This is a genomic window from Bradyrhizobium sp. 23AC, from assembly GCF_054863025.1.
The window spans coordinates 106,486-133,370 of the sequence record NZ_JAVAYN010000013.1; the positions used below are offsets into that span (position 1 = coordinate 106,486).

Below are 26,885 nucleotides of genomic sequence, written 5' to 3' on the forward strand. Positions count from 1 at the left end.
CCGGTGGGTTCGCGGACCATCCCGTCACCCGCGCGCGTTCGATCGAAGCGCCTTTTGATTAGAGTTTGATATGGCGCGAGACCAGATCGATATGACGCCGCTGCAATCGCGCGACGAGCTCGTTTCGTGGTTCGAGGAAGGCTGCAAGGACCCGTCCGAATTCCGCATGGGCACCGAGCACGAGAAGACTCCGTTCACGCTCGAGGGCCACCGTCCGGTGCCTTACGAAGGCGCGCGCGGCATCGGTGCGTTGCTCGAAGGCATGAAGCTCCTGCTTGGCTGGGAGCCGATCATGGAGAAGGGCAACATCATCGGCCTCTACGACGTCACCGGCGGCGGTGCGATATCGCTCGAGCCCGGCGGACAGTTCGAGCTCTCCGGCGCGCCGGTCGAGAACGTGCACCAGACCCAGAGCGAGCTGATGGCGCATCTTGCACAGGTGCGCGAGATCGCAACGCCGCTCGGCATCGGCTTCCTCGGTCTCGGCATGACGCCGTCCTGGTCGCGCGCCGATATCCCAGTGATGCCCAAGGGCCGCTACAAGATCATGACCAACTACATGCCGAAGGTCGGCCAATACGGCCTCGACATGATGTACCGGACCTGCACGGTGCAGACCAATCTCGACTTCTCCTCCGAAGCCGACATGGTCAAGAAGCTGCGCGTTTCGCTCGCGCTGCAGCCGGTCGCAACCGCCTTGTTCGCCAATTCGCCGTTCACCGAAGGCAAGCCGAACGGCTTCCTGTCCTTCCGCTCCGAGATCTGGCGCGACACCGACAATGCGCGGTCGGGCATGATGCCGTGGGCCTTCGAGGACGGCATGGGGTTCGAGCGCTATGTCGACTACGCGCTCGACGTGCCCATGTATTTCGTCAAGCGCGGCGAGGAATACATCGACGTGTCGGGCTCCTCGTTCCGCGCGTTCTTCGACGGCCGCAACAACAACCTACCCGGCGAGCGTCCGACGCTGTCGGATTGGGCCAACCATCTCTCGACGATCTTCCCGGAAGTGCGGCTCAAGCGTTATCTCGAGATGCGCGGCTCCGACGGCGGCCCGTGGGGCCGGTTGCCGGCGCTGCCGGCGTTCTGGGTCGGGCTGCTCTATGACGACGTCGCGCTCGATGCGGCTTGGGAGATCGTCAAGCACTGGAGCGCGCCCGAGCGTCAGGCCCTGCGCGACGACGTGACGCGCTTCGGCTTCAAGGCGCGGATCAAAAACCGTTATCTGTTCGAGATCGCCAAGGAATGCCTCGTTCTGGCCCATGCCGGCCTGCGCCGGCGCGGCCGCATCGACCAACTCGGCCGCGACGAAACGCGGCATCTGGAGCCGCTCGACCGCATCATCGATTCCGGCCGGACGCCGGCCGAGGAAATGTTGGACAAGTTCAACGGTCCCTGGAAGGGCTCGGTGGAACCGGCCTACGCGGAATACGCGTTCTAACGCCTGCTCCGGAAAAGTGCGCAGCGGTTTTCCGAAAAGATCATGCTTAAACAACAACCTAAAGCGCGATGACGATTCATCCTGATCGCATCGCGCTTTAAGCTGGTCAGCCCCCGGTCGGGGATTCAGCCGTTCATCGCCCATACAGGTTTGCGGCGATCAAATGACCGGCTGAAAAACCTGAGCGTCGTCAATAACTCGAAAGCTGTTCCGATGGGGAAGGGCCGCCTGTCCGGCGCCGTCATGGCAAAGGTCTTGGCAAAAGTCCTGGCAAGCGTCGTGGCATGCGCCGCGCTGCTTTCGCTCGCATGCGCGAGCGTGCCGGCGCGCGCCCAGACTGCGTTCGACCGGCCCGGCGGCGACTATTTCAGCACACCGGTCGCCTCGGGCGATCCTGAGGATTGCGCGCTGCTGTGCGAGCGCGACCGCCGCTGCCGCTCGTGGAGCTTCAGCTATCCCGATGTCGAAGGCGGCGCGGCGGTGTGCTGGCTGAAGAACACCGTGCCGGCGCGGGTGCCTGGAAGTTGCTGCATCTCGGGTGTGCGCGGCGCCGGCGTGATCGAGCCGCGGGTCGAGGGCGTGGAGACCTCGATCGACCGCCCCGGTGGCGATCTGCGCAATTTCGAGCTCAAGGACGGCGAGGGCGAAGAAGCCTGCAAGGCAGCGTGCACGGCCGACAACAAGTGCCGCGCCTTCACCTATGCCCGCCCCGGCTACACCGGGCGCGAGGCGCGCTGCTTCCTGAAAAAGGAAATCAAGCCGCCGCGACGGAAGGCGGGATTCACGTCGGGCGTGGTGCGGTAGTGTTGGTCCTCGTGCCCCGGACGCAGGTGCCGTAGGGTGGGCAAAGGCGCGAAGCGTCGTGCCCACGATCTTTTCCGATACGGCGACAGACGCGTGGGCACGCTCCGCTTTGCCCACCCTACGAGAGCTCACTCCGCCGCGATCACCGTGAGCTCCGGCCACAGCGCTTTCCAACGTGCGGCCTTCGCTTCGTAATTGGCGATGGAGAAGTTCAGCGCTCGATTGGGCCGCACGATCAACCCCGCGACGTCGTCGAACCCGTGGGGCGCATAGACGTCGAAATCTCCGCCCGCGCATCTCACTCCGAATTGCGTGTTCTGCGTGAGGAAGCGGTCGATACCGTCAGTCGAACGTGTCAACGGCGGATAGGGCAGGCCATGCTTGGCAGGGTACCAGAGATGGACGCGCGCCTGGTTGCGGATCTCGATCTTGGCGCCGAGATGTCCAAGCCGCGCATGCAGCGTACGGATCACCGCGTCCTCGGCTTCCCAGGAGGTATCGGGATCGAAATAGAACACATCGTAATCGGCAATGCCGTGATCGATCGGGCGGCCCGTGAGCCCGTTCCACGCCGTCTGCACCAGGCAACCTGCAACCAGCCACGCATCCGGCAGCGCGAGCTGCACAAGCGCGTCGGCGATCGCGACGTTGAGCGGATTGCGGAGCGCCAATGCGAGGAATTCGTCGCGGATCATCAGGAGTCGCAGGTTAGGGCTCTCCAGATTGCGACAGAAGAGGTGGGCACGCTTCCGCTTTGCCCACCGCAGGATCTACGCGATCAATGCACGGCGGTGAAGAACCGGCCGAGCCGGAAGCCGGAGAGCCAAGTGTAAACCGGCTGGCCGCGTATGCCGAGATCCCAGGAGCCGAGCACCGCATCGGCACGGCCGATCAGATTGTCGATCGGCAACAGGCCGACGCCGCCGGACCGCAGCGGCACGCGGCTGTCGGCGGAATTGTCGCGGTTGTCGCCGAGCACGAAGAGGTGGCCGGCCGGCACCGTCACTTCCGGTGAGTTGTCGAGCGGACCGTTGTCGCGCATCTTGAAGATCAGGTGCGAAACGCCGTTCGGCAGCGTCTCGACATAGCGATAGGCGGGCTCGCTGCCGCCATTGTCGTCCTCGGCAGCGCCAACGCCGTCCGGCTTGAGCTCGGCTGGGCGATCGTTGATGAAGAGCTGGCCCTGCCGCATCTGGATGCGATCGCCGGGCAGACCGACGACGCGCTTGACCCAGGCCTGGGAGCGATCGCCGGGCCAGCGAAACACGACGACGTCGCCCTGCTTCGGCGTCTCCGCGAAGACGCGGCCGCTCTCGGGCAGGCTGATCTGGATCGGCAGCGACGAGGTGCCGTAGCCGTAGGGGAATTTCGAGGCGAGCAGCGCATCGCCGATCAGCAGCGTCGGCTCCATCGAGCCCGACGGCACGTAGAACGGCTCGGCAAGCGCGCCCTTGGCGATGAAGACGGCGGCGACGATGCCGGCGAGCTGAACGATCTGCCCGCCCCAGCCGCTGCTCTTCCGCTTGGGGGTGACGGTGACCTTTTCTTCTACGCTCATGCGCCCGTTCCACCCACCGTGATGCGCTCCATCAGCAGCGACGGCTGGCCGACGCCGACAGGCACGCCCTGTCCATTCTTGCCGCAGGTGCCGATGCCGGTATCGAGCGCAAGGTCGTTGCCGATCATGCGGATGCGATGCAGGTCGGTCGGCCCGTTGCCGATCAGCATGGCGCCCTTCAGCGGCGCGCCCAGCTTGCCGTTCTCGATCTTGTAGGCCTCGGTGCACTGGAACACGTACTTGCCCGAGGTGATGTCCACCTGGCCGCCGCCGAAATTCGCAGCAAAGACGCCGTTCTTCACCGATGCGAGGATCTCGGCCGGATCGCGGTCGCCCGCGAGCATGTAGGTGTTGGTCATGCGCGGCATCGGCACATGGGCATAGCCCTGGCGACGGCCGTTGCCGGTCGGCTTCATGTTCATCAGCCGCGCGTTCTGGCGGTCCTGCATGTAGCCGACCAGGACGCCGTCCTCGATCAGCACGGTGCGATTGGTGGGGGTGCCCTCGTCGTCGATCGACAGCGAGCCGCGGCGCGAGGCCATGGTGCCGTCGTCCACCACGGTGACGCCCTTGGCCGCGACCTGCTGGCCCATCAGGCCGGCAAATGCCGACGTCTTCTTGCGGTTGAAGTCGCCTTCGAGGCCGTGGCCGACCGCTTCATGCAGCATCACGCCGGGCCAGCCGGCCCCTAACACGACGTCCATCTCGCCGGCGGGGGCGGGGATCGATTCCAGATTGACCAAAGCCTCGCGCAATGCGCCGTCGGCCGCATCGCGCCAGTTCTTGCTCTGGATGAATTCGGCATAGCCGGCGCGGCCGCCATAACCCTTGCTGCCGCTCTCCTGGCGGTCGCCCTGGCCGGCCACCACGGAAATGTTCACGCGCACGAGCGGACGGATGTCGCGATAGCTCTCGCCGTCGGGCCGCAGGATCTCGACGACCTGCCAGGTCGCACCCAGGCTGACGCTGACCTGCCGCACCCGCGGATCCTTGTCGCGCAGGTAGGCGTCGATCTCGGCGAGCAGTTTTACTTTTGTCTCGAAGCCCGGAGCATCGAGCGGGTTGTCGTCGCCGTAGAGCCGCACATTGGTATGCGCCGGCGGCGCGGCGAAGCTGCCGGAATAGCCGCCGCGCACGGCCGCGACCGCGTCTGCGGCGCGGATCAGCGCCGGCAGCGAGACGTCGGAGGAATGCGCATAGCCGACCGCATCATCCTTGACCGCGCGTAAGCCAAACCCTTGCGAGGTGTCATAGGTCGCCTGCTTCAGCCGCCCATTGTCGAACATCAGCGCTTCGGTCTGGCTGTACTCCAGGAACAGCTCACCGTCGTCGGCACCGGAAAGCCCGCGCGCGACCTCGTGGCGAACCTGGTCGCGGTCGAGATTGGCGCGGTCGAGCAGGGAGGTCGTGGCAGGATTTGTCATGCGTCCGTCCATTATCGGAAGATGTGGGGCAAGATAATGGTTTCGGACCGGTTCCGCGAGGGGGCGGGGCGTCACATTACGGAAACGATAGGATTGCCGACGGTGTTGTCGAAAACGTTGGCCGCGAGCATCAATCCATCACCGTCACTCCCGCGCAACGGCGAAGCCGTTGCCGCTGGAGGCGGCCGCTTCTTCAGCGGCCCTCGAAGGGCGGCGGCCCGGCTGCATCTCGGCCGCTCATCCTTCGAGGCTCACCTTGCAGCTTCGCTTCGCAAGCCTCGCGTCTCAGGATGACGGGATTGAGAATGTGCGACCGGAGACCTGCCCCTACGGCAGCTTGTCGTAGCCCTCGCCGAGCCCGTTCAGGCTGAGCGGGAAGCCGATGCCCTCTTCCGGGGTCTCGAAGATGATGAAGGTGGCGGTCTTGGCGGTGCGGAGCTGGCCGAGCAGCTTGTCGTCCATGACGACCTCGGCGACGCAGCCATTGGGCAGGCAGCGCACGAAGCCGGCGCGGCCGACGTCCTGGTTGTCGAGCTTGAGGCCGAGGCCGGAGGGCAGCAGGACACCGAGCGGCGCGACCACGCGCATCAGGCGGCTCTTCTGGTCGGCGGTCTTGAGCACGATGACGGTCAGGCCGGCATTGGAGCGGTCTTCGGCTACCACGCTCTGGATCAGGGCGCATTGCTCGGTCTGCGCGCCCGGCGGGGTGTCGCAGCGGATCTGCCAGTCGCCATGGACGGAGCGGACTGCGCCCTGCGCATGGGCGAGGCCGGGGAGTGCCAGAAGGACGAGCGCAGCCAGCAGGCTGGCCAGCGCCGGGAGGCGGGTCATCTGCCTTCTAGCCAGCCTTGCCATAGCCAGGCCTGCCATCGATTTCGAAAGCCCCATCGGGTCGGTCCCTCTGCTCGCCTGGGTCGCTCGCGCTTGGCGGACTAATCTGGCGGACTGATACGGGAATGACGGCGTCTTGAAGGCGATTCCCAAGCAAATTCCACGCCGCCTCGCGCCGCCGCCGCCCGCACGAATCAGGTTCCTGCGCGGCCATCTGCCAGTGCCTACCGCGGGCAATTCCGCTGTCAAGCGGCAGCATCCCGGCAAACGGTATTTTTGTCTGATCTTACTAGGAAATATCTTGCGGGTGATCGCTGGCAGACGGGGCTCAAGACTGCATTGCGATAGATCAAAAATTATGGTTTGAGAGGCTTGATTTCGGCGTTCTAGCGATCTGGCCCCAATTCCTCTTAGAGGTATTCTTGCGCGGCGGTTTGTCAGGCGGGCGGATCGAATAAGCGTTTCTCACAAACAGGGGAGCGCACTTGGGGTGATTTCGTAAGGGGAGCGCGAACGGCATGAGGATGTCGATGGGCCCGGTGGGCCGGCACTTGCTGGGATTGGCCGTGGCTGGTCTGACGCTGGCGACGGGCGGTGCGGCATTTGCCGAGCTCGGGCAACCGAAGCCCTGGGAATGGACGCTTCAGGAGTCCGGCTCCCCGGTGATGGACAACATCGTCTGGTTCCACAACTTCCTGTTCGTGCTGATCACGCTGATCACGCTGTTCGTTCTGGCGCTGCTCGTGGTCGTGGTCGTCAAGTTCAACGCGCGGGCCAATCCGGTGCCGTCGCGGACCACCCACAACACGCTGATCGAGGTGGCCTGGACGCTGGTTCCGGTGCTGATCCTGGTCGGCATCTCGGTGCCGTCGTTCCGGCTTCTGTTCCTCGAGCTCGACGTGCCGAAGGCGGATATCACCATCAAGGCGACCGGCAAGCAGTGGTACTGGTCCTATGCCTACCCCGATAACGGCAAGTTCGAGTTCGATTCGCTGATGGCGCAGGACAAGCAGCCCCGCCTGCTCGGCGTCGACAACGAGATGGTGGTGCCCGTCAACAAGGTGATTCGTGTCCAGGTCACCGGCGCCGACGTCATCCACGCCTTCGCGCTGCCGGCTTTCGGCGTCAAGATCGACGCCATTCCGGGCCGGCTGAACGAGACCTGGTTCAAGGCGACCAAGACCGGCATGTTCTACGGCCAGTGCTCGGAGCTCTGCGGCAAGGACCACGCCTTCATGCCGATCGCGATTCGCGTCGTGAATGACCAGGAGTTCGCCTCCTGGGTCGAGACGGCAAAGAAGAAATTCGCGAGCGGCGGCACCAGCACCTACGCCTCCGCAGCCGGCCCGACGCAGTAAGCGTCGGGTGACGGCTCTAAGGGACTGAAAGCGACAGAAGGGCGGGACCTCCAGAGGTCCGATTGGGACGCAAGGCAGGATTTGAAAATGGCAACGAGCGCAGCGGCACACGGCGATCACGCCCACGGACATGACGAGCATGCCCATCCGACCGGATGGCGCCGCTACGTCTATTCGACCAACCACAAGGACATCGGCACGATGTACCTGATCTTCGCGGTCATCGCCGGCGTGATCGGCGCCGCGATGTCGATCGCGATCCGTGCCGAGCTGATGTATCCGGGCGTGCAGATCTTCCACGAGACGCACACCTATAACGTGTTCGTGACCTCTCACGGCCTGATCATGATCTTCTTCATGGTCATGCCCGCGATGATCGGCGGCTTCGGCAACTGGTTCGTGCCGCTGATGATCGGCGCGCCCGACATGGCGTTCCCGCGCATGAACAACATCTCGTTCTGGCTGCTGCCGGCTTCCTTCGCCTTGCTCCTGATGTCGACCTTCGTCGAGGGCGAGCCGGGTGCCAACGGCGTCGGCGCCGGCTGGACCATGTACGTGCCGCTGTCGAGCTCGGGCCATCCGGGCCCGGCCGTCGACTTCGCGATCCTGTCGCTGCATCTGGCGGGTGCCTCGTCGATCCTCGGCGCCATCAACTTCATCACCACGATCTTCAACATGCGCGCGCCGGGCATGACCCTGCACAAGATGCCGCTGTTCGTGTGGTCGATCCTGGTGACGGTGTTCCTGCTGCTGTTGTCGCTGCCGGTGCTCGCCGGTGCGATCACCATGCTGCTCACCGACCGCAACTTCCACACGACGTTCTTCAACCCCGAAGGCGGCGGCGACCCCGTGCTGTTCCAGCATCTGTTCTGGTTCTTCGGCCACCCCGAGGTGTACATCCTGATCCTGCCGGCTTTCGGCATGGTCAGCCAGATCATCTCGACCTTCTCGCGCAAACCCGTGTTCGGCTATCTCGGCATGGCCTACGCCATGGTCGCGATCGGCGGCATCGGCTTCGTGGTTTGGGCGCACCACATGTACACGGTCGGCATGTCCTCGGCGACGCAGGCCTATTTCGTCGCGGCGACCATGGTCATCGCGGTTCCGACCGGCGTGAAGATCTTCTCGTGGATCGCCACGATGTGGGGCGGCTCGATCGAATTCCGGGCCCCGATGATCTGGGCGGTGGGCTTCATCTTCCTGTTCACGGTCGGCGGCGTCACCGGCGTCGTGCTGGCGAACGCGGGCGTCGACCGCGTGCTGCAGGAGACCTACTACGTCGTCGCGCACTTCCACTACGTGCTGTCGCTGGGCGCGGTGTTCGGAATCTTCGCCGGCTGGTACTACTGGTTCCCGAAGATGTCGGGCTACATGTACAACGAGACGCTCGCGAAGGCGCACTTCTGGGTCACCTTCATCGGCGTCAATCTGGTGTTCTTCCCGCAGCACTTCCTCGGCCTGTCGGGCATGCCGCGCCGCTACGTCGACTATCCCGACGCGTTCGCGGGCTGGAACCTGGTCTCGTCGGTCGGCTCCTACATCTCCGGCTTCGGCGTGCTGATCTTCCTCTACTGCGTGCTCGACGCCTTCATGAAGAAGGTGCCGGCCGGCGACAATCCGTGGGGTGCAGGTGCGACCACGCTGGAGTGGACCTTGCCCTCGCCGCCGCCCTTCCACCAGTTCGAAGTGCTGCCCCGCGTGCAGTGATCGATCTCCCGCGGCGCCCGTGACGGGCGCCGCGGCTCTATAACGAAGCGAGTTGAATTAAGTGTCCGTCCTCGACCACAACGCCATCGACATCAATCCCCGCATCTCCGAAGCGGAGGTCGGCGACTACATCGCGCTCTTGAAGCCGCGGGTGATGTCGCTGGTGATCTTCACCGCGCTGGTCGGGATGGCGATGGCGCCCGGGCATTTCCACTGGGTGCTGGCGATCACCTCGCTGCTCTGCATCGCCGTAGGCGCCGGTGCCTCCGGCGCGCTCAACATGGCGCTGGAAGGCGATATCGACTCCAAGATGTCGCGCACGGCGAACCGGCCGATTCCGCGCGGCCGCATCACCCGCCCTGAAGCCATGGCGTTCGGCCTGACGCTGTCCTTCTTCTCGGTGATGACGCTCGGCATCCTCGTCAACTGGATCGCGGGCGCGCTGCTCGCCTTCACCATCTTCTTCTACGTCGTGATCTACACGATGTGGCTGAAGCGCTGGACCGCGCAGAACATCGTGATCGGCGGCGCCGCCGGCGCGCTGCCGCCGGTGGTGGCCTGGGCCGCGGTGACCGGCACAGTCGACGTCGAGCCGCTGCTGCTGTTCGCCATCATCTTCTTCTGGACCCCGCCGCACTTCTGGGCGCTGGCGTTGTTCCGCTCCGACGATTACGCGCGCGCCGGCATTCCGATGCTGCCCAATGTCGCCGGTCCCGACGCGACGCGGCTCCAGATCCTGCTCTACACCATCGTGCTGATCGCGGTCGCCGCCGCGCCCTGGGCGCTCGGCTATTTCGACGCCGTCTACGGTATCGTCTCGCTGATCCTCGGCGCCGGCATGCTGGTGCTCGCGATCAACGTCTATCTGCGCCGCGAGCGAGCTGCGTCGCTGCGCGCGACCCGCAAGCTGTTCGCCTTCTCGATCCTCTATCTGTTCGTGCTGTTCGCGACCCTGCTGGCCGAGGTCGTGTTCCGGGCGCTTGCTCCGCTGGTAGGGGGCGCATGATCGCAGGGATGGTCGACAAACCCGAGCCAGATGGAATCGTCCTCACCGAGGCGCAGAAGAAGAGCCGTCGTCAGCGTTCGATTGCGATCGCGCTCGCGCTCGGCGTGCTCGTGGTGCTGTTCTTCGCCGTCACCATGGTCAAGGGGCCGGCAGTCCTCGTGCGGCCGATGTAGGAAACATGGATCACGAGCCGACCATATCGCAGGATGTCAGTGCCACGCCGGCCAAGCGTGAGCCGACCAAGGGCCGCGGGCTGGGCCGCGATGTGGTGGTTGCTTCCATCTGCGGCGGCGTGGTCGCGTTGATGGTCGGTGCCTCCTACGCGGCGGTGCCGTTCTACAACTGGTTCTGCCGCGCCACCGGCTTCAACGGCACGACCCAGGTTGCGACCTCCGCGCCGGCCACCGGCCCGATCGCGCGGAAAATCTCGGTGCGCTTCGATTCCAACGTCGCCCCGGGCCTGCCCTGGAAGTTCGAGCCGGAGCAAAGCGAGATCGAGGTCAATATCGGCCAGGTCGTGACCGTCTTCTACACCGTGACCAACCAGGCTGCGCGCACCACTTCCGCGCAGGCGGCCTACAATGTCGCGCCGCTGACGGTCGGCTCCTACTTCCAGAAGATCAATTGCTTCTGCTTCACCGAGCAGACCATGGCGCCCGGCGAGAAGCGCGAGATGCCGGTCGTGTTCTACGTCGATCCGTCGATCGCCGACGATCACGAGAACGACGGACTGAACACGATCACGCTGTCCTACACCTTCTATCCGGTCAAGGATCCCGTGGTGAAGCCGCTGGCATCGGGCGAAGCAGACAAGCGCAAGGGAAATCTCTGACCGCCGGGCTCACGCTCGGGCGGTTGGAAATAAGGGGATAAGTGCCCGACAGGCACGGGATTGAGGAGAGAGACCGCAAATGGCAACGGCGCACACCAAGCATCACGACTATCACCTGGTCGATCCCTCGCCCTGGCCGGCCGTCGGTTCGCTCTCGGCCTTCATCATGGCGGTCGGCGCGATCACCTGGATGCATCACATGTTCTCGGCCGCGCCGATCGTGTTCGGCGTCGGCACCGTGGGCGTGCTCTACACCATGGCGAGCTGGTGGGGCGACGTGATCAAGGAAGCCCAGTACAAGGGCGACCATACCCGCGTCGTGCAGCTGCATCACCGCTACGGCATGATCCTGTTCATCGCCTCCGAGGTGATGTTCTTCGTCGCCTGGTTCTGGGCCTATTTCAACGCCGCGCTGTTTCCGGCCGACGCCGTTCACGCCACCCGCGATGCCGTGTTCGGCTGCGGCCTTGGCACCCAGGCCGGCGCCTGCGCCGTCCCCGGCACCTGGCCGCCGCATGGCATCGAGACCTTCGATCCCTGGCACCTGCCGCTCCTGAACACGCTGATCCTGCTCACGTCGGGCACCACCGTGACCTGGGCGCACCATGCGCTGCTCGAGAACGACCGCCAGGGCCTGAAATACGGCCTGATCCTCACCGTCGTGCTCGGTGCACTCTTCACCTGCGTGCAGGCCTACGAGTACAGCCATGCGGCGTTCTCGTTCGGCGGCAACGTCTATGGCGCGACCTTCTTCATGGCGACCGGCTTCCACGGCTTCCACGTGCTGGTCGGCACCATCTTCCTGCTGGTGTGCCTGTTCCGCGCCTATGCGGGCCACTTCACGCCGAAGCAGCATCTCGGTTTCGAGTTCGCCGCCTGGTACTGGCACTTCGTCGACGTGGTCTGGCTGTTCCTGTTCCTCTGCATCTACGTCTGGGGACACGGCGCCGAGACCATGGCCCACGGCGCGCACTGAGCCGCGACAACGAGATCAGAAAGGGCGGCCGCTGGGCCGCCCTTTCGCTTTTGGGCCGCCGGAAGCTCCCGCGAAAACTGTGATAGAGTCTGCCCTCATGAACGACACCGCCGGCAAGCCCGAGCCTGAAACCACCGTCCTGCAAAGCGCGCTGCGCGGGCTTGCCTGCCGATGCCCGCGCTGCGGCCAGGGCAAGCTCTATGCGGGCTTCCTGACGCTCGCACCCGCATGCGACCGCTGCGGTCTCGACTATGCCTTCATCGATACCGGCGACGGGCCGGCGATCTTCATCATCATGCTGGCCGGCGGGATCGTGGTAGCGGCTGCGCTCATCGTCGAGGTCAAGTACCAGCCGCCATACTGGCTGCATGCGGCGCTGTGGTTGCCGCTGATCCTGGCCACCACGCTGTTGCCGCTGCGTGCGATGAAGTCGCTGCTGATCGCGCTGCAATTCCACCACAAGGCGGCGCCGGGCCGGTTGGTCGACCGCGCGAAATGAACCAGCCTGCGCGCAAGCCTCGCGTGGCCGGCTTCGCGCTGTTCACGCTGTTCCTGACGGCCGTCTTCATCGCACTCGGTGTCTGGCAATTGCAGCGCCGGACCGCCAAGCACGCGCTGGTCGCGGCGCTCACCGAGCGCCTTGCAGAGGCGCCCATCGCACTGCCGCCACCTTCGCAATGGGCTGCACTCAATCCCGCGCGCGACGAATTCCGCCGCGTCAGCTTCACCGCGACCTACGCAGCCCTGCCGGATGCGATGGTCTATTCCTCGGGCTCCGCGGTGCGCAAGGATGCCTCCGGCCCCGGCACCTGGGCGTTCCTGCCGGCGCGACTTCCCAGCGGCGAGACGGTCGTGATCGATGCGGGCTTCGTCGAGAACACCATGCAGGACCGCAGCGTCGAGGATCGCGCGGTGAAGAAGCTCGTTACCGGGCAGCCGGTCGCGCTCACCGGTTATCTGCGCTTTCCCGAGCCGTCCGGTTGGCTGACGCCGGCGGAGAACCGCGACAAGCGGCTCTGGTTCGTGCGTGATCATCCGGCGATCGCAAGTGCGCTCGGCTGGGGCGCGGTTGCGCCGTTCTATGTCGACCTCGAGCAACCGGTGCCCGAGAACGGCATCCCGCGCCCGGGGCCGCTCGACGTGCATCTGAAGGACGATCACCTGCAATACGCCGTCACCTGGTTCCTGCTCGCCGGCGCCGTGCTGATCGCCTTCGCCGTGTGGGCAAGAGGCCGGCGGCAGAGCTGAGCTCGACCGTAGATACCCCGAGGGAACCCGGTATCGCCCGGGGTTTATTATTCAGCGCACATTCACGAGTGTGGTTCTAAGCCGCCGGTGAGTTTCCGCGGCAGACAGGATTGCGGCGTGAGCGATTTCGACCAGATGGGAATTGTCGTCGATTGGGTGGACGCCTGCCGGAAGGGCGACCTCCCGACGTTGCTCGACCTCTATGCGGACGACGCCCAGGTCGAGTGCACGTGCAACGGTGCGCAGCGCTATCGCGGCCGCAGCGAGCTCGAGGCCTATTGGCAGCCGCGACTCAGTGCCTTCTCGTTGGCAGGTTTCGGGCTGGAGGAGATCCGTCCCGCGCCCCATGGCGTCGATCTCGAATATTCCGTCGCGGGCGCACTGCGCATTCAGGCCTCGTTTCGCTTCAGCCCGGAAGGCAAGATCCGCAGCACGCTGTGCGAGCCGGCGCGACAGAACGCGCATCATGGCTGCGCCTGTTAGGGCATGCTCCGGACCGAAGGGCCGCGCTAGCGCAAGGTGTGCAGCGGTTTTTCGACAAGACATCCTCATCCAATGGGCTGGACCGGCGCCTCGCGCGTGGGTCCGGTCGGAAGGCGGCAGCGTACATGGGTTCGCCCATCCACGCGCAACAGTGACAGCGATCCGCTGAGCGCGCGCACGCGCTCATGCATGCCGGTCAGGCCGCGGCCGAAAACGTTGCCCTCGGGAAAGCCGCCGCCGTCGTCGGAGATCTCGACGACGAGCGCCTCGCCGGTGACGGTTGCTTGGACAAGGGCGTTGCCGGCGTTGGCGTGGCGCAGCACGTTGGTCAGCGCCTCCTGGATCACCCGATAGACGGTCTGGGCCAGCGGCCCGGCGATGCCGTTGAGAGCCGGATCGATCGTGTCCGTCAGGACGATATGCGGTGCCTGCTTGCGAAAGTTCTGGAGCAGTGTCTGCACACTGGTCGAAAGGCCCAGCTCCTCGATGTAGAGCGGCCGCAGCCGATCGAGGATACGGCGGTTGGTCTGCTGGAGCGCCTCGACCGATTGCAGCACGTCCTGGGCTGACTTGCCGAGATTTCCCAGCTGCGGCGAGGTGTCGATCAGCGCAATCGTGCCGGCGCGGATGCCGAACAGCAGCGGTCCGAGCTCGTCGTGCAATTCGCGGGCGAGATCGCGCCGTTCGTCGTCCTGGAGCGACACCAGGCGGTGCATCAGATCGCGATTGTCCTGACTCAATTGCGCCAGCGTCGCAGCCAGCGCATTTGCTTCCTCACAGCTCTGCCGGATCTCCGGCGGCCCTCCGACCGGGATCGGCTTTGCGTAGTCGCCACGCCGCATCCGCGTGAGGCCTTCGCCGAGATGCTGCAGGGGACGCAGTGCCGATCCCGCGAAGACGTAAGCGATGATTCCGGTGAGCACGGTCAGCATGGCAACGAGGCCGGTCAGCGCCAGGAAGCCGATCCACTTCTCGAACAGGTCAGCCGACAGGTCCGGCAGGAACACGATATCGCCGACACGCCTGCCATCGATCAGCACCGGGGTCGCGGCGTCCATGTCCGGCACCATGAGCAGGTTGACAAACCACTGCGGAACCCCTTGCAGGTTGTGCAGGCCGTCCCTTGGCTCCTCCGCAGCAGGGCCTTCCGCGGAACGGAACTGGATGTCCGAGGAGCTGGTCAAGGATTGGACAAAGGCGTCAAGTGTCTTCCGCGGGTCGTCCGACGCGCGCAGAGTGTTGTTGAGTGCGGTCGCGATCGTCCGGGTCGAACGTCGAGCCGGCTCGTTCTCGTCGGCGAGCTGACCGGCCGCGAAGATTCGGAGCAGCACGCCGCCCAGGATCAGCGCTGCGAGAAAGCTCGCGCCGAGTGGAAGAAGCAGTTGCGTTCTGAACGAGAGTCGTTGCCACATTAGGTCAATTCTAACGCGCATCGGGGGGATTTACTCTTTCCATTTGTTCCCGCCGGTCTATGAGTCGAAAAACAAGAGAGTGCGCGATGCAAGATACCGCCAAGCCGGCGACCAGGGTCCTGATTGTCGATGACCACCCCGTGGTGCTGTCCGGTTGCCGGACCCTGTTCGCTTCGGACCATTCGATCCGTATCGACGAGGCGACCGACGCCAAATCCGGCCATCGCGCCTATGTCAGCAAGCGGCCCGACGTCACCGTGATCGACATCAGCCTGCCCGATGTCTCCGGCTTCGAGCTGATGCGACGCATCCGCAAGGACGATCCCGACGCCAAGATCATCATGTTCAGCATGAACGACGATCCGGCCTTCGTGGTGCGGGCGGTCGAGCTTGGGGCGCAGGGCTATGTCTCCAAGGGCGATGATCCCAGGATCCTGCTGAAAGCGGTGCGCAAGGTGGTCGCGGGCGACAATTTCATCTCACCGCAACTCGCGGAAGCCGTGACGTTTTCCGGCGCGGCGATCAAGGCCAACCCGGCCTCGCAGATGACGCCGCGGGAGCTCGAAATTCTCCGCCTGCTCGGACGCGGCGACAAGATCGTGGAAGTCGCCGAGGCGCTCGGCATCTCCTACAAGACCGTCGCCAACACCACGTCCCTGCTCAAGCAGAAGCTAGGAGCCAAGAACCATTCCGACCTGATCAGGATCGCGGTTGAAATCGGGATGAATTGACGGCCCGGGCACTGGCGGCCCGGGGCACAGACGGCACCGAACCGGCTGCTCCAGGATGCAGCCGGTTCGGCGAGACGGATTGGTGTCGGCGTGCAGCCGGGCAATGCATGGACACCGCCGACACCCCTCCGCGGACACAATGGGTCGAGGTGGCATTCGTTCCGAAGTCCCCGCAATTGTCGGGATAAAATGGCAATCCTTGGCACCGCTTCGCTGGAACGCGCCCGCATAAGCTTGGGCATGTCGGGAAAAATAGGAACATCTTCCCGCGCTCGTCGTTTTCGCCCTTGACGATTTCGTGACTGACGGCGAAAGGTTGCCGGACAAGTTTCAGCGGGGGCGGCGACCCCAGAGGCAAACCGGTCTGCACATATCAACGACAGACCTTCCAAGAGAGGGCTGCGGCACCGCCGCAGCCCTTTTTGCTGGGCAGGGGTACCGGCGGGAAGCGGTTTCCTGATGCCGCAAAACACTTTATGGTGGCCCAAAGCCTCTGGCTGTTAACAAGTAATTTCGTAAAATCAAAGGCTTAACGAGCGGGCGCAGGCCCGGTCGGCCTTTGGAGGGCAGTTTGACTCGTTATATCTCGACCCGGGGCGAGGCCCCCGAACTCGGCTTCTGCGACGTGATGCTGACCGGGCTTGCGCGCGACGGCGGCCTGTATGTGCCGACGATCTGGCCGCAGCTCTCTGCCGAGACCATCGCCGGCTTCTTCGGCCGCCCCTATTGGGAGGTCGCGGTCGACGTGATCCGTCCCTTCGCCGGCGGCGAGATTTCGGACGCCGAGCTTGGCCGCATGGCCAACGAGGCCTACGCGACCTTCCGCCATCCGGCGGTGGTGCCGCTGCGCCAGATGTCGCCGCACCAATTCGTGCTGGAGCTGTTCCACGGTCCGACGCTCGCCTTCAAGGACGTGGCGATGCAGCTGATCTCGCGGCTGATGGACCATGTGCTCGCCAAACGCGGCCAGCGCACGACCATCGTGGTCGCCACCTCAGGCGACACCGGCGGCGCGGCGGTCGAAGCCTTCGCCGGCCTCGAGAACGTGGATCTCATCGTACTGTTCCCGCACGGCCGCATCTCCGAGGTGCAGCGGCGGATGATGACGTCGACGGGCGCGGCCAATGTCCATGCGCTGGCCATCGAGGGCAATTTCGACGACTGCCAGGCGCTCGTGAAGGGGATGTTCAACAACCATCGCTTCCGCGATGCGACCTCGCTCTCCGGCGTCAATTCCATCAACTGGGCGCGCATCGTCGCTCAGGTCGTCTACTATTTCACCTCCGCCGTTGCGGTCGGCGCGCCGGCGCGCGCGGTGGACTTCGTCGTGCCGACCGGCAATTTCGGCGACATCTTCGCCGGCTACGTCGCCAAGCGGATGGGGCTGCCGGTGCGGACCCTGCGCATCGCCGCCAACGTCAACGACATCCTGGCGCGCACGCTGAAGACCGGGATCTACGAGGTGCGGGAGGTGCACGCGACGGCGTCGCCGTCGATGGACATCCAGATCTCGTCGAATTTCGAACGGCTGTTGTTCGAGGCCGGTAAGCGCGATGCGGCGGGCGTGCGCCGTCTGATGGATTCGCTGAAGCAGTCAGGACGTTTCGTGCTGCCCGATGCGACGCTGGCCGCGATCCGCGAGGAGTTCGACGCGGGGCGCGCCGACGAGACCGAGACCGCGGCTGCGATCCGCGCCGGCTGGCGCGAGGCAGGCGAGCTGGTCGATCCCCATACGGCGGTGGCGCTCGCCGTCGCCGATCGTGACACCACCGACACTGGGGTGCCGAGCATCGTGCTCTCCACCGCCCATCCGGCCAAATTCCCCGACGCTGTCGAAGCGGCCTGCGGCCAGCGGCCGCAACTGCCGGCTTGGCTCGACGGATTGATGACCAAATCCGAACACATGAAGGTGATGAAGAACGATCAGGCCGAGGTCGAGCGGTTCGTGCTGTCGGTCAGCCGCGCCGCAAAGCAGGGAGTTGCCGGATGAGCGTCGAGATTTCCAAGCTTGCCTCCGGCCTGACCGTCGTCACCGACAAGATGCCCCATCTTGAGACCGCGGCGCTCGGCGTCTGGGCCGGCGTCGGCGGACGCGACGAGAAGCCGAACGAGCACGGCATCTCGCATCTGCTCGAGCACATGGCGTTCAAGGGCACGACGAAACGCTCCTCGCGCGAGATCGTCGAGGAGATCGAGGCGGTCGGCGGCGACCTCAATGCCGGCACCTCGACCGAGACCACGTCCTATTACGCGCGGGTGCTCAAGGCCGACGTGCCGCTCGCGCTCGACGTGCTTGCCGACATCCTCGCCAATCCCGCCTTCGAGCCCGACGAGCTGGAGCGCGAGAAGAACGTCATCGTGCAGGAGATCGGTGCCGCGCAGGATACGCCCGATGACGTCGTGTTCGAGCATCTCAACGAGCTCTGCTACCCCGACCAGCCGATGGGCCGCTCGCTGCTCGGCACGGCCAAGACGCTGCGCGCCTTCAATCGCGATTCGCTGCGCGACTATCTCTCGACGCATTATCGCGGGCCCGACATGGTGGTGGCCGCGGCCGGTGCGGTCGATCACAAGCAAGTGGTCGCTGAGGTCGAGAAGCGCTTCGCAAGTTTTGAGGGGACGCCGGGTCCCAAACCGCAGGCGGCCATGTTCGGCAAGGGCGGCGCCAAGGTGGTGCATCGCGAGCTGGAGCAGGCGCATCTGACGCTGGCTCTGGAAGGCGTGCCGCAGAGCGATCTGTCGCTGTTCTCGCTCCAGGTCTTCACCAACATCCTCGGCGGCGGAATGTCGTCGCGCCTGTTCCAGGAGGTGCGCGAGAAGCGCGGTCTCTGCTACTCGATCTATTCGTTCCACGCGCCCTATACCGACACCGGCTTCTTCGGCCTCTACACCGGCACCGATCCGGCCGACGCGCCGGAGATGATGGAGGTCGTGGTCGACATCATGAATGATTCGGTCGAGACCCTGACCGAGGCCGAGATCGCGCGGGCCAAGGCGCAGATGAAGGCGGGCCTGCTGATGGCGCTGGAAAGCTGCTCATCGCGCGCCGAGCAGCTGGCGCGCCACGTGCTGGCCTATGGCCGGCCGCAGACGGTCGAGGAGCTGGTGGCCCGGATCGACGCCGTCAGCGTCGAATCGACCCGGGACGCAGCGCGTGCGCTGCTGTCGCGGAGCCGGCCTGCCGTTGTCGCATTAGGCAGTGGCAGGGGTCTGGACACGGCGGTGTCTTTTGCGGAAGGATTGACGCGGGCACGTGCCAAGGCGCGGCTGCATTAGGAGCCGCGCGCGGGCTGAGCTGCCCCGGGAAGCATCACCATGGCCCTCTTTCGCCTGCCGTCCAGTGGACCCGCCGCCCTCGCGCCGCGCGGTAACGGGCTGTTGCTGCGCGCGCCGCAGATGTCGGACTTCCTGCAATGGGCGCATTTGCGCGAAACCAGCCGCGATTATCTGACGCCCTGGGAGCCAATCTGGCCGTCTGACGATCTCACCCGCTCCGGCTTCCGCCGCCGCCTGCGCCGCTATTCCGAGGACATTGCCGCGGACCGTTCCTATCCCTTTCTGATCTTCCGCGAGCTCGATGGCGCCATGGTCGGCGGCATCACGCTGGCCAATGTCCGGCGCGGCATCGTGCAGGCCGGCACCATCGGCTATTGGGTCGGGCAACCCCATGCCCATCGCGGCTACATGACGGCTGCACTCCGGGTCCTCCTGCCGACGCTGTTCGGCGAGCTCAATCTGCATCGGGTCGAGGCCGCATGCATCCCCACCAATGCGCCATCGATCCGGGTGCTGGAGAAGTGCGGTTTCTCCCGCGAGGGCCTGGCGCGCCGCTATCTCTGCATCAACGGGGTCTGGCAGGACCATTTGCTGTTCGGCCTGCTGCATGAGGATTTCCGCGGCTGAGCGGCTCGCTTCATTGGACCAAGTCCCCTGGCCAAGTCCCTGGCCAAGTCCCCCTTTTTGCTGCCTTGGGTTCGCCGATTTTGGCGATATAACCCGCATGCCCCGGCCGGCGATCGGCCGGACAATTGTCATTGGAGTACGGGCTTTGATGGTGAAGCAGCTTCGGTCATCGCGGAATGTGCTGCGGCGGATGCCGGCGATCGCGCTTGCATTGTCGATGTCGTTCGCGGCGGTTTCGCCGGTGGCCGCCCAGTCCTTGACCGACCGCTTCAAGAGCCTGTTCGGGGGCAAGTCGGATGAGCCGGCCCCGCCCAAGCCCGCGCCTGCGCCTGGCCAGCCGGCGGAAGACGACCTCGATTGCCCGCAGGTGACGGTGCGCGCGGGCGCATCGACCTATGCGGTGGGGGCGGCCGGCAAGCCGGCCGTCGGCAACGAGATCCGCTTCCAGGCCTCGATCACCAAGATGGCGCGCGAATGTTCCCGCAGCAGTGTCGGCATCACGGCCCGGATCGGAATCCAGGGCCGCGTGATCGCCGGTCCCGCCGGCGCGCCCGCCACCGTCGAGGTCCCCTTGCGTGTCGCGGTGGTGCAGGGCGGCGTCGGCGAGAAAGTGATCGCCTCGAAGGCTTACCGGACCACAGTCGAGATGTCCGAAGGCGGCAGCGTGCCCTTCACCTTCATCGTCGAGGATCTGGCTTATCCGACGCCCTCGGCCGCGACCGCCGATTCCTATGTCTTCTATGTCGGCTTCGACCCGCAGGCGCTCTCGCCCGAGCCGAAGGGACGGAAGAAGAAGTAGGTAAGCAAGTCGTCACGAAGAACGCTGTCATGCCCCGCGCAGGCGGGCATCCAGTACGCCGCGGCTTCTCCGTATCTCATTGCTCTCTCTGGAATACTGGATCACCCGCTTTCGCGGGTGCTGACACCGTTTTTGTGGATTGCGAAAACAAAAAAGCCGGCGCTCATCGCGCCGGCTTTTTGATTGGTGAAGGCAAAACCCTCAGTTCAGCTTCTGCCGGACCTCGGTGATACCCTTGGCGAGCAGATCGTCGGCGACCGAGCCCTTGACCGACTGCGACAGGATCGTGGAGGCGGCCTGGACGGCGGCTTCCGCGGCTGCGGCGCGGACATCGGCAAGTGCCTGGGCCTCGGCGAGCGCGATCTTGCTCTCCGCGGTCTTGGTCCGGCGGGCGACGAAGTCTTCCATCTTCGCCTTGGCATCGGCCGCGATGCGCTCGGCTTCGGCCTTGGCGTTGGCGATGATGTCGGCAGCTTCGCGCTCGGCCGTGGCGCTGCGGGCCTTGTAGTCGGCAAGCACCTTGGCCGCTTCCTGCTTGAGGCGCGTCGCGTCGTCGAGCTCGGCCTTGATGCGGGCGGCACGATGATCCAGCGCCGTCATCGCCGACTTGAAGACCCCGAGATAGGCGAACACGACCATCAGGATCACGAAGGCGATGGCGACCCAGGTTTCAGGATCGAAGAACATCTCGACTAACCTTTCAGGGACGCATCGACCGCGGCATTGACCGACGCAGCGTCGGGAACGACGCCGGTGAGCTGCTGCACGATCTGACCTGCCGCATCGGCCGCGATGCCGCGGACGTTGCTCATGGCGGTGGCGCGGGTCGAGGCGATGGTCTTCTCCGCCTCGGCGAGCTTGGCCGCCAATTGTTCTTCCAGCGTCTTGCGCTCGGCTTCCGCCTGCGCATTCGCCTTGTCGCGGGATTCGTTGCCGATCGCCTGTGCCCGCGTGCGCGCCGAAGCGAGCTCGGTTTCATAGGCCTTCAGCGCCGCGTCGGACTGGTCCTTCAGCTTCTGCGCCTCGGCGAGGTCACCCTCGATCTTGTTCTGACGCGCCTCGATCGCACCGCCGACCTTCGGCAGAGCAAGCTTGGACACGATCACGTAAAGCAGGACGAAGAAGATCGCGAGCGACACCAGCTGTGAAGCGTAGTTGCTGCTCTCGAACGGCGGAAAACCGCCACCGTGGTGACTACCGTCAGCCCCGGTGTGAGCGCCCGCCGCCGGACCTTTTGCGCCGCCATGACTTTCAGCCACGGAGTTCTCCTGTTGCTGTCACACGCGCCGTCCCAATGGAATGGAACGGCGCGAAAAACGTCGTCCTCAGAGCGGAACGAACAGCAGCAGCAGCGCGATCAGCAGCGAGAAAATGCCGAGCGCTTCGGTCACGGCGAAGCCGAAGATCAGGTTGCCGAACTGGCCCTGAGCGGCCGAGGGGTTGCGAACGGCTGCGGCGAGGTAGTTGCCGAAGATCACGCCGACGCCGACGCCCGCGCCGCCCATGCCGATGCATGCGATGCCCGCGCCGATAAGTTTTGCTGCTGCCGGATCCATTTTAGACTCCTTGGAAGAAAGATTGGGTTGTGGGTGGAAATTCCCCGGACCGCTCAGTGTCCCGGATGAATGGCGTCGTTGAGGTAGATGCAGGTCAGGATCGCAAACACATAGGCTTGCAGGAACGCGACCAGAATCTCGAGCGCGTACAGCGCGACCGTGAGAGCCAGCGGCAGCACGCCGCCGACCCAGCCCAGCGCCCCGAGCGAGAAGCCGAGCATGGCGACGAAGCCCGCGAACACCTTCAGCGCGATGTGGCCGGCCAGCATGTTGGCGAACAGACGGACGCTGTGGGAGACCGGCCGCAGGAAGAACGACAGGATCTCGATGAACATCACCAGCGGCAGGATGTAGCCGGGAACGCCGTGGGGCACGAAGATCGAGAAGAATTTCAGGCCGTTCTTGGCGACGCCGTAGATCAGGACCGTGAAGAAGACCAAAAGCGCGAGCGCTGCCGTCACGATCAGATGGCTCGAGATCGTGAAGGTGTAGGGGATGATGCCGACCAGGTTCGAAACGCAGATGAACATGAACAGCGAGAAGATCAGCGGGAAGAACTTCATGCCTTCCGAGCCGGCGGTCGAGCGGATGGTCGAAGCCACGAACTCGTAGGAGATCTCGGCGACCGACTGAAGGCGCCCGGGAACCAGCTGCGTTCCGCTGGCGAGCATCAGGATCGAGATGATCGCCACCGCCACCAGCATGTAGAGCGACGAATTGGTGAAGGCGATCGTGTGATTGCCGATATGGCCCAGGGTGAAGAGAGGCTCGATGTTGAACTGGTGGATCGGGTCGATTTTCATCAGCGCGGCATCTCTTGGTCTGCCGGGCAATGCCGGCGGGTCTCGGTCTGCCGGCCGGGCCGGCCCGTACCGGCGATGCCGGCACGATCATTCCTGTCCTGGTGCGGATCGGCTAAGACCCACCGCGCCTGTTTTGACCCGCACCCGCCGTTCTCACCACATTCACCACGCCGGCGACGAAGCCCAGCAACAGGAACACGATAAATCCGAAAGGCGACGTCGACAGCAAGCGGTCGAAACCCCAGCCAATCCCCGCTCCGACAACGACCCCGGCGATCAACTCGGAGGATAACCGGAAACCAAGCGCCATCGCCGAAGCTCTGGCCGCTCTGTCTTCACCGTCACCTGCGGGTTGCTCGGTCTTGATTCGTCGGTCCCGGAATTCGGACAACCGCTGATCAAGTTTTCCGAGCCGTTCGGAAAGCGCAGCTTCCTCGGACGATCTATCGCGATCCCCATTCTCGCCGTGTCCCGTGCCCTGTGTCATGCAACGAAGACCCGAAACGCCGCGGCTGAATGGAAATTGCGCCCGCCACCCTCAAAAGCCGCGCGGACCATACTGATGGCCCATAATCAAGTCAAGCCAAGTCACGATTGCGTCGCTTTCGGTTATGTAGCTGATTTACTTGATGATATTGGCGCGCACGGCAGCGCTGCACACAGCGTGACGCCGCACCGCAGCAGCAGGCCTCAGGATCGGCGAAGGCGGCCGCCCTTTCGCCACGCTGCCGGGATCGAAGACGCCGCTGGGATCGTTGATGTCGGTGCGTGTTTTGGGCGGCGGATCGCCTCACCGGGGTGTAGAATTTGCGAGAGAGCCACCTGCACGTCGTGGCGGAGAGCGCGATGAGACCAGTGACGTCATCCACAACATCATGGCTAGCGCTGGCCGCGTTCGCCGCCGCGGTGGCGATCGGCGGCGACCTCGAGGCCGCGCAGTCCGCGCCCGATAGCGAGAACGGCCGCTACAGCATGGCGCCCATCCCCGAGGGCGTGCTGCGGCTCGACACGCGCACCGGCACGGTATCGACCTGCACCAAGAACGGCGCCGGCTGGGCCTGCTACGCGGTGCCCGACGAACGGACCGCGCTCGACGCCGAGATCGGCCGGCTCCAGGCCGAGGTCGAAAGGCTGCAGGGACAGCTCGCGGCCGGACCGACGGTGTCCGGCAAGATCGACGAGGCGCTGCCGAAATCCGACCCGCTGAAGAAAGCGGAGCCCAAGGGCGCCGAGGGCGAGCGCAAGATCGAGATCCCGCTGCCGAGCGACCAGGACGTCGACCGCGTGATGTCGTTTCTGGAAAAGGCCTGGCGGCGGCTGATCGACATCGCCAACCGCGTCCAGAAGGACGTGTCGGGGAAGATTTGAGGACCCCTTCGCGCCATCCATGCGTTGAGGTGCCGTAGTGCCGTAGGGTGGGCAAAGCGAAGCGTGCCCACCAATTGACGCAACGGGATCGAGATCGTGGGCACGGCGCTTCGCGCCTTTTGCCCACCCTACGGCAGTGTTCGATTAGTCGGGACCTTTCATGACATCAGCCAGATCAGTCACCCGCTCGGCGCCATCGTCGGTGCAAGCCAACACCATCGCATCATCATTGCTGACCGTGCAGACATCGGGCCACGGCTTCACCGATCTGACCAGCGAGGCTGCAAAATTCATCGCCGAGGTTCACGCGCGCGACGGCGCGCTGACGCTGTTCATCCGCCATACCTCGGCCTCGCTGACGATCCAGGAGAATGCCGATCCGTCCGTGCTGGTCGATCTCACCACGGCACTGTCCCGGCTGGCGCCGGAGAATGCCGGGTGGACCCACGACACCGAAGGGTCCGACGACATGCCGGCACATATCAAGACGATGCTGACCGGGGCCTCGCTTCAGGTCCCGGTCTTGAGCGGCAGGCTTGCCCTCGGCACCTGGCAGGCGATCTACTTGATCGAGCACCGCAAGCGCCCGCACCAGCGCGAGGTGGTGCTGCAATTCGTCGGCAGCAATCAGTAAGGCAATTTTAGCGCTCAAAACAAAACCGGCCGCGGATCGCTCCGCGGCCGGTTCGTTGTGCTTATTGCTGCTTTCGATCAGGTCGCCTTGATGTCGACGTCCTTGGTCTCGGGCAGGAAGAAGAAGCCGATCACGACGGTAATCGAGGCGAAGATGATCGGGTACCAGAGGCCGGCATAGATGTCGCCGGTCGAGGCCACGATGGCAAAGGCGGTCGCCGGCAGCAGGCCGCCGAACCAGCCGTTACCAATGTGGTAGGGCAGCGACATCGAGGTGTAGCGGATGCGGGTCGGGAACAGTTCGACCAGCATCGCCGCGATCGGGCCGTACACCATGGTGACGTAGACCACGAGCACGAACAGCAGGCCGATGATCGCCGCCACCTGCGGACGGAAGACGTCGAACGGATGCGCCATCTTCACGATTCCGGCGTCGCCGCCCTTCGGATAACCGGCCGCCTGCACCGCGGCGAGCACCGCCGGGTTGCCGTCCTTGGCGTTGGCGTAGGCGACCTCCTTGCCGTTGACCACCACCTTCACGCCCGAGCCGGCTGCGCCCGGCGTGGTCGAGTACTTGACCGACGACTGCGACAGATAAGCGCGCGCGGTGTCGCAAGGTGCGGTGAAGACACGGGTGCCGACCGGGTTGAACAGGTCGCCGCAACCCGCGGGATCCGCCACCACGTCGACCTTGACCGATTCGATCGCCTTTTCCAGCGCCGGGTTGGCGTTGGTGGTGATCATCTTGAAGATCGGGAAGAAGGTCAGCGCCGCGATCAGACAGCCGCCGAGGATGATCGGCTTGCGGCCGATCTTGTCGGACAGCATGCCGAACACGATGAAGAAGCCGGTGCCGAGCAGCAGCGACCAGGCGATCAGCAGGTTGGCGGTGTAACCGTCGACCTTCAGGATCGATTGCAGGAAGAACAGCGCGTAGAACTGGCCGGTGTACCAGACGACGCCCTGGCCCATCACGCCGCCGAGCAGCGCGAGCAGCACGAGCTTGCCGTTCTGCCAGTTGCCGAAGGCTTCCGTCAGCGGCGCCTTCGAGCTCTTCCCCTCGTCCTTCATCTTCTGGAAGATCGGGGATTCATTGAGGCGAAGCCGGATCCAGACCGAGATGCCGAGCAGCAGCACCGAGACCAGGAACGGGATGCGCCAGCCCCACGCCGCGAAGTCGGTCTCGCCGAGGGCGCTACGGGTGAACAGGATCACCAGCAGCGACAGGAACAGGCCGAGCGTCGCGGTGGTCTGAATGAAGGAGGTGTAGTAGCCGCGCTTGCCGTTCGGAGCATGTTCCGCGACATAGGTCGCCGCGCCGCCATACTCACCGCCGAGTGCCAGGCCCTGGGCGAGGCGCAGCGCGATCAGGATGATCGGAGCCGCGATGCCGATCGTCGCCGCGTTCGGCAGCAGGCCGACGATGAAGGTCGACAGACCCATGATCAGGATGGTGACGAGGAAGGTGTATTTGCGGCCGACGATGTCGCCGACGCGGCCGAACACGATCGCGCCGAACGGACGCACCAGGAAGCCGGCTGCGAACGCCAGCAGCGCGAAGATGTCGCGGGTTGCCGGCGGATAGGCCGAGAAGAACTGCGCGCCGATGATGCCGGCCAGCGAACCGTAGAGGTAGAAATCGTACCACTCGAAGACGGTACCGAGCGAGGAGGCGAGAATGACGAACCGTTCGTCCTTCGTCATCCCTCCCGCGCCTGCTTGAGACACAGCCATTGTCGACATATTGAGTCGCTCCCCGAATTGCGTTTCCTCGCGCCCCAGACGTCCGGACATGCCGGATCAACCCAGGTCTTGCCCGCAAGGTAACATCGGCGTGAAACCCGCCCCAATACGACTTTCGGCCTTGCGCACTGACGCGTAGCTGACGCCCGGTATCGGGCACCGGCGCGCCGCCACGTAGGCTTCCGGATTAACCCCTTTGCAGCAAAGGGATAATGTGCACTTGCATGCCACGGCCGCTCGGGGAAGAATTGACAGACCCGGGATCTGTC

General features: G+C 64.8%; 29 protein-coding genes. 18 read left to right on the forward strand and 11 right to left on the reverse strand.

Annotated elements, in window-relative coordinates; all coding sequences use genetic code 11:
* The first annotated feature begins 70 nt into the window (after window positions 1-70).
* Both RAD10_RS26635 and RAD10_RS26640 read left to right on the forward strand, forming a co-directional pair.
* Window positions 71-1,441: a glutamate--cysteine ligase gene (locus tag RAD10_RS26635; RefSeq protein ID WP_028139831.1), complete on the forward strand. Its 1,371-nt coding sequence runs from the start codon at window positions 71-73 to the stop codon at window positions 1,439-1,441.
* A 213-nt stretch (window positions 1,442-1,654) separates the two neighbouring features.
* Entirely contained in the window at window positions 1,655-2,245 is a 591-nt protein-coding gene (locus RAD10_RS26640) for a PAN domain-containing protein (protein WP_091959976.1), read from the forward strand.
* Window positions 2,246-2,373: 128 nt separating this feature from the next.
* Here the strand turns inward: RAD10_RS26640 and RAD10_RS26645 are convergent, their stop codons facing one another.
* From RAD10_RS26645 to RAD10_RS26660, 4 genes are all read right to left on the reverse strand, one after another.
* Complete coding sequence (locus tag RAD10_RS26645; RefSeq protein WP_461619834.1) at window positions 2,374-2,940, reverse strand: nucleotidyltransferase family protein; 567 nt, start codon at window positions 2,938-2,940, stop codon at window positions 2,374-2,376.
* 83 nt (window positions 2,941-3,023) lie between these two features.
* Entirely contained in the window at window positions 3,024-3,803 is a 780-nt protein-coding gene (gene lepB, locus RAD10_RS26650; RefSeq protein WP_018316360.1) for a signal peptidase I, read from the reverse strand.
* Window positions 3,800-5,227 carry a metalloprotease TldD gene (tldD, locus tag RAD10_RS26655; protein ID WP_461619835.1) on the reverse strand — a complete coding sequence of 476 codons (1,428 nt, stop codon included), beginning with the start codon at window positions 5,225-5,227 and terminating at the stop codon, window positions 3,800-3,802. The genes lepB and tldD overlap by 4 nt, the downstream gene beginning before the upstream one ends.
* 327 nt (window positions 5,228-5,554) lie before the next feature.
* On the reverse strand, window positions 5,555-6,058 hold the full coding sequence (locus tag RAD10_RS26660; protein ID WP_430649270.1) for an invasion associated locus B family protein: 504 nt from the start codon (window positions 6,056-6,058) through the stop codon (window positions 5,555-5,557).
* A 518-nt stretch (window positions 6,059-6,576) separates the two neighbouring features.
* Here RAD10_RS26660 and coxB point away from each other — a divergent pair.
* The 9 genes from coxB (at window position 6,577) to RAD10_RS26705 (ending at window position 13,668) form a co-directional block, all read left to right on the forward strand.
* On the forward strand, window positions 6,577-7,416 hold the full coding sequence (gene coxB / locus RAD10_RS26665; protein ID WP_018316356.1) for a cytochrome c oxidase subunit II: 840 nt from the start codon (window positions 6,577-6,579) through the stop codon (window positions 7,414-7,416).
* A gap of 87 nt (window positions 7,417-7,503) precedes the next feature.
* Window positions 7,504-9,123, forward strand: coding sequence for a cytochrome c oxidase subunit I (gene ctaD / locus RAD10_RS26670; RefSeq protein ID WP_461619836.1), 1,620 nt, complete (start codon window positions 7,504-7,506; stop codon window positions 9,121-9,123).
* Between the two features lie 61 nt (window positions 9,124-9,184).
* A complete protein-coding gene (locus RAD10_RS26675; protein WP_038948601.1) occupies window positions 9,185-10,129 on the forward strand; it encodes a heme o synthase in 945 nt (314 codons plus the stop codon).
* On the forward strand, window positions 10,126-10,302 hold the full coding sequence (locus RAD10_RS26680; RefSeq protein WP_018316353.1) for a hypothetical protein: 177 nt from the start codon (window positions 10,126-10,128) through the stop codon (window positions 10,300-10,302). Before RAD10_RS26675 ends, RAD10_RS26680 begins: the two co-directional genes overlap by 4 nt.
* Before the next feature lie 5 nt (window positions 10,303-10,307).
* Window positions 10,308-10,961 carry a cytochrome c oxidase assembly protein gene (locus RAD10_RS26685; protein ID WP_461619837.1) on the forward strand — a complete coding sequence of 218 codons (654 nt, stop codon included), beginning with the start codon at window positions 10,308-10,310 and terminating at the stop codon, window positions 10,959-10,961.
* Between the two features lie 79 nt (window positions 10,962-11,040).
* On the forward strand, window positions 11,041-11,937 hold the full coding sequence (locus RAD10_RS26690; protein ID WP_461619838.1) for a cytochrome c oxidase subunit 3: 897 nt from the start codon (window positions 11,041-11,043) through the stop codon (window positions 11,935-11,937).
* A 97-nt stretch (window positions 11,938-12,034) separates the two neighbouring features.
* Window positions 12,035-12,436, forward strand: a complete 402-nt coding sequence (locus tag RAD10_RS26695) for a DUF983 domain-containing protein (RefSeq protein ID WP_028139840.1) — start codon at window positions 12,035-12,037, stop codon at window positions 12,434-12,436.
* A complete protein-coding gene (locus RAD10_RS26700; protein WP_461619839.1) occupies window positions 12,433-13,185 on the forward strand; it encodes an SURF1 family protein in 753 nt (250 codons plus the stop codon). The genes RAD10_RS26695 and RAD10_RS26700 overlap by 4 nt, the downstream gene beginning before the upstream one ends.
* Before the next feature lie 117 nt (window positions 13,186-13,302).
* Window positions 13,303-13,668 (forward strand): nuclear transport factor 2 family protein, encoded by a 366-nt coding sequence (locus tag RAD10_RS26705; protein ID WP_461619840.1) that lies wholly within the window; start codon window positions 13,303-13,305, stop codon window positions 13,666-13,668.
* Between the two features lie 65 nt (window positions 13,669-13,733).
* On the opposite strand, the gene RAD10_RS26710 is transcribed toward RAD10_RS26705, so the two are convergent.
* Window positions 13,734-15,080, reverse strand: coding sequence for a histidine kinase (locus RAD10_RS26710; RefSeq protein ID WP_461619841.1), 1,347 nt, complete (start codon window positions 15,078-15,080; stop codon window positions 13,734-13,736).
* A gap of 86 nt (window positions 15,081-15,166) precedes the next feature.
* On the opposite strand from RAD10_RS26710, the gene RAD10_RS26715 reads away from it, so the two are divergent.
* The 5 genes from RAD10_RS26715 (at window position 15,167) to RAD10_RS26735 (ending at window position 20,513) form a co-directional block, all read left to right on the forward strand.
* A complete protein-coding gene (locus RAD10_RS26715) occupies window positions 15,167-15,811 on the forward strand; it encodes a response regulator transcription factor (protein WP_008541266.1) in 645 nt (214 codons plus the stop codon).
* Between the two features lie 571 nt (window positions 15,812-16,382).
* A complete protein-coding gene (gene thrC / locus RAD10_RS26720) occupies window positions 16,383-17,801 on the forward strand; it encodes a threonine synthase (protein WP_461619842.1) in 1,419 nt (472 codons plus the stop codon).
* Window positions 17,798-19,087 carry a M16 family metallopeptidase gene (locus tag RAD10_RS26725; RefSeq protein ID WP_461619843.1) on the forward strand — a complete coding sequence of 430 codons (1,290 nt, stop codon included), beginning with the start codon at window positions 17,798-17,800 and terminating at the stop codon, window positions 19,085-19,087. The genes thrC and RAD10_RS26725 overlap by 4 nt, the downstream gene beginning before the upstream one ends.
* Window positions 19,088-19,126: 39 nt before the next feature.
* Complete coding sequence (locus RAD10_RS26730) at window positions 19,127-19,714, forward strand: GNAT family N-acetyltransferase (RefSeq protein ID WP_018316343.1); 588 nt, start codon at window positions 19,127-19,129, stop codon at window positions 19,712-19,714.
* 148 nt (window positions 19,715-19,862) lie between these two features.
* The gene (locus RAD10_RS26735; RefSeq protein ID WP_461619844.1) at window positions 19,863-20,513 is read left to right on the forward strand and encodes a hypothetical protein; all 651 of its coding nucleotides are present in this window, start codon (window positions 19,863-19,865) and stop codon (window positions 20,511-20,513) included.
* Between the two features lie 201 nt (window positions 20,514-20,714).
* On the opposite strand, the gene RAD10_RS26740 is transcribed toward RAD10_RS26735, so the two are convergent.
* The 5 genes from RAD10_RS26740 to RAD10_RS26760 form a co-directional block, all read right to left on the reverse strand.
* Window positions 20,715-21,200: a F0F1 ATP synthase subunit B family protein gene (locus RAD10_RS26740; RefSeq protein ID WP_091960043.1), complete on the reverse strand. Its 486-nt coding sequence runs from the start codon at window positions 21,198-21,200 to the stop codon at window positions 20,715-20,717.
* Window positions 21,201-21,205: 5 nt separating this feature from the next.
* On the reverse strand, window positions 21,206-21,772 hold the full coding sequence (locus RAD10_RS26745) for a F0F1 ATP synthase subunit B (protein WP_461619845.1): 567 nt from the start codon (window positions 21,770-21,772) through the stop codon (window positions 21,206-21,208).
* A 66-nt stretch (window positions 21,773-21,838) separates the two neighbouring features.
* On the reverse strand, window positions 21,839-22,069 hold the full coding sequence (locus RAD10_RS26750) for a F0F1 ATP synthase subunit C (protein ID WP_007599451.1): 231 nt from the start codon (window positions 22,067-22,069) through the stop codon (window positions 21,839-21,841).
* Window positions 22,070-22,122: 53 nt separating this feature from the next.
* The gene (locus tag RAD10_RS26755) at window positions 22,123-22,872 is read right to left on the reverse strand and encodes a F0F1 ATP synthase subunit A (RefSeq protein ID WP_247324656.1); all 750 of its coding nucleotides are present in this window, start codon (window positions 22,870-22,872) and stop codon (window positions 22,123-22,125) included.
* Between the two features lie 112 nt (window positions 22,873-22,984).
* Entirely contained in the window at window positions 22,985-23,359 is a 375-nt protein-coding gene (locus tag RAD10_RS26760; protein ID WP_461619846.1) for an AtpZ/AtpI family protein, read from the reverse strand.
* 359 nt (window positions 23,360-23,718) lie between these two features.
* On the opposite strand from RAD10_RS26760, the gene RAD10_RS26765 reads away from it, so the two are divergent.
* Together RAD10_RS26765 and RAD10_RS26770 are read left to right on the forward strand one after the other, a co-directional pair.
* Window positions 23,719-24,240 carry a hypothetical protein gene (locus RAD10_RS26765; protein ID WP_461619847.1) on the forward strand — a complete coding sequence of 174 codons (522 nt, stop codon included), beginning with the start codon at window positions 23,719-23,721 and terminating at the stop codon, window positions 24,238-24,240.
* 160 nt (window positions 24,241-24,400) lie between these two features.
* Complete coding sequence (locus tag RAD10_RS26770) at window positions 24,401-24,874, forward strand: secondary thiamine-phosphate synthase enzyme YjbQ (RefSeq protein ID WP_461619848.1); 474 nt, start codon at window positions 24,401-24,403, stop codon at window positions 24,872-24,874.
* A gap of 77 nt (window positions 24,875-24,951) precedes the next feature.
* Here RAD10_RS26770 and RAD10_RS26775 read toward each other — a convergent pair whose 3' ends face one another.
* Window positions 24,952-26,577 carry an MFS transporter gene (locus tag RAD10_RS26775; protein ID WP_461619849.1) on the reverse strand — a complete coding sequence of 542 codons (1,626 nt, stop codon included), beginning with the start codon at window positions 26,575-26,577 and terminating at the stop codon, window positions 24,952-24,954.
* Window positions 26,578-26,885 lie beyond the last annotated feature (308 nt).

Coding starts and splice junctions, on each gene's coding strand:
- RAD10_RS26635 (WP_028139831.1), top strand. CDS start 71: ATGGCGCGAGACCAGATCGATATGACGCCGCTGCAATCGCGCGACGAG.
- RAD10_RS26640 (WP_091959976.1), top strand. CDS start 1,655: ATGGGGAAGGGCCGCCTGTCCGGCGCCGTCATGGCAAAGGTCTTGGCA.
- RAD10_RS26645 (WP_461619834.1), bottom strand. CDS start 2,940: ATGATCCGCGACGAATTCCTCGCATTGGCGCTCCGCAATCCGCTCAAC.
- lepB (WP_018316360.1), bottom strand. CDS start 3,803: ATGAGCGTAGAAGAAAAGGTCACCGTCACCCCCAAGCGGAAGAGCAGC.
- tldD (WP_461619835.1), bottom strand. CDS start 5,227: ATGACAAATCCTGCCACGACCTCCCTGCTCGACCGCGCCAATCTCGAC.
- RAD10_RS26660 (WP_430649270.1), bottom strand. CDS start 6,058: ATGACCCGCCTCCCGGCGCTGGCCAGCCTGCTGGCTGCGCTCGTCCTT.
- coxB (WP_018316356.1), top strand. CDS start 6,577: ATGAGGATGTCGATGGGCCCGGTGGGCCGGCACTTGCTGGGATTGGCC.
- ctaD (WP_461619836.1), top strand. CDS start 7,504: ATGGCAACGAGCGCAGCGGCACACGGCGATCACGCCCACGGACATGAC.
- RAD10_RS26680 (WP_018316353.1), top strand. CDS start 10,126: ATGATCGCAGGGATGGTCGACAAACCCGAGCCAGATGGAATCGTCCTC.
- RAD10_RS26685 (WP_461619837.1), top strand. CDS start 10,308: ATGGATCACGAGCCGACCATATCGCAGGATGTCAGTGCCACGCCGGCC.
- RAD10_RS26690 (WP_461619838.1), top strand. CDS start 11,041: ATGGCAACGGCGCACACCAAGCATCACGACTATCACCTGGTCGATCCC.
- RAD10_RS26695 (WP_028139840.1), top strand. CDS start 12,035: ATGAACGACACCGCCGGCAAGCCCGAGCCTGAAACCACCGTCCTGCAA.
- RAD10_RS26700 (WP_461619839.1), top strand. CDS start 12,433: ATGAACCAGCCTGCGCGCAAGCCTCGCGTGGCCGGCTTCGCGCTGTTC.
- RAD10_RS26710 (WP_461619841.1), bottom strand. CDS start 15,080: ATGTGGCAACGACTCTCGTTCAGAACGCAACTGCTTCTTCCACTCGGC.
- RAD10_RS26715 (WP_008541266.1), top strand. CDS start 15,167: ATGCAAGATACCGCCAAGCCGGCGACCAGGGTCCTGATTGTCGATGAC.
- RAD10_RS26725 (WP_461619843.1), top strand. CDS start 17,798: ATGAGCGTCGAGATTTCCAAGCTTGCCTCCGGCCTGACCGTCGTCACC.
- RAD10_RS26730 (WP_018316343.1), top strand. CDS start 19,127: ATGGCCCTCTTTCGCCTGCCGTCCAGTGGACCCGCCGCCCTCGCGCCG.
- RAD10_RS26735 (WP_461619844.1), top strand. CDS start 19,863: ATGGTGAAGCAGCTTCGGTCATCGCGGAATGTGCTGCGGCGGATGCCG.
- RAD10_RS26740 (WP_091960043.1), bottom strand. CDS start 21,200: ATGTTCTTCGATCCTGAAACCTGGGTCGCCATCGCCTTCGTGATCCTG.
- RAD10_RS26750 (WP_007599451.1), bottom strand. CDS start 22,069: ATGGATCCGGCAGCAGCAAAACTTATCGGCGCGGGCATCGCATGCATC.
- RAD10_RS26755 (WP_247324656.1), bottom strand. CDS start 22,872: ATGAAAATCGACCCGATCCACCAGTTCAACATCGAGCCTCTCTTCACC.
- RAD10_RS26760 (WP_461619846.1), bottom strand. CDS start 23,359: ATGACACAGGGCACGGGACACGGCGAGAATGGGGATCGCGATAGATCG.
- RAD10_RS26765 (WP_461619847.1), top strand. CDS start 23,719: ATGAGACCAGTGACGTCATCCACAACATCATGGCTAGCGCTGGCCGCG.
- RAD10_RS26770 (WP_461619848.1), top strand. CDS start 24,401: ATGACATCAGCCAGATCAGTCACCCGCTCGGCGCCATCGTCGGTGCAA.
- RAD10_RS26775 (WP_461619849.1), bottom strand. CDS start 26,577: ATGACGAAGGACGAACGGTTCGTCATTCTCGCCTCCTCGCTCGGTACC.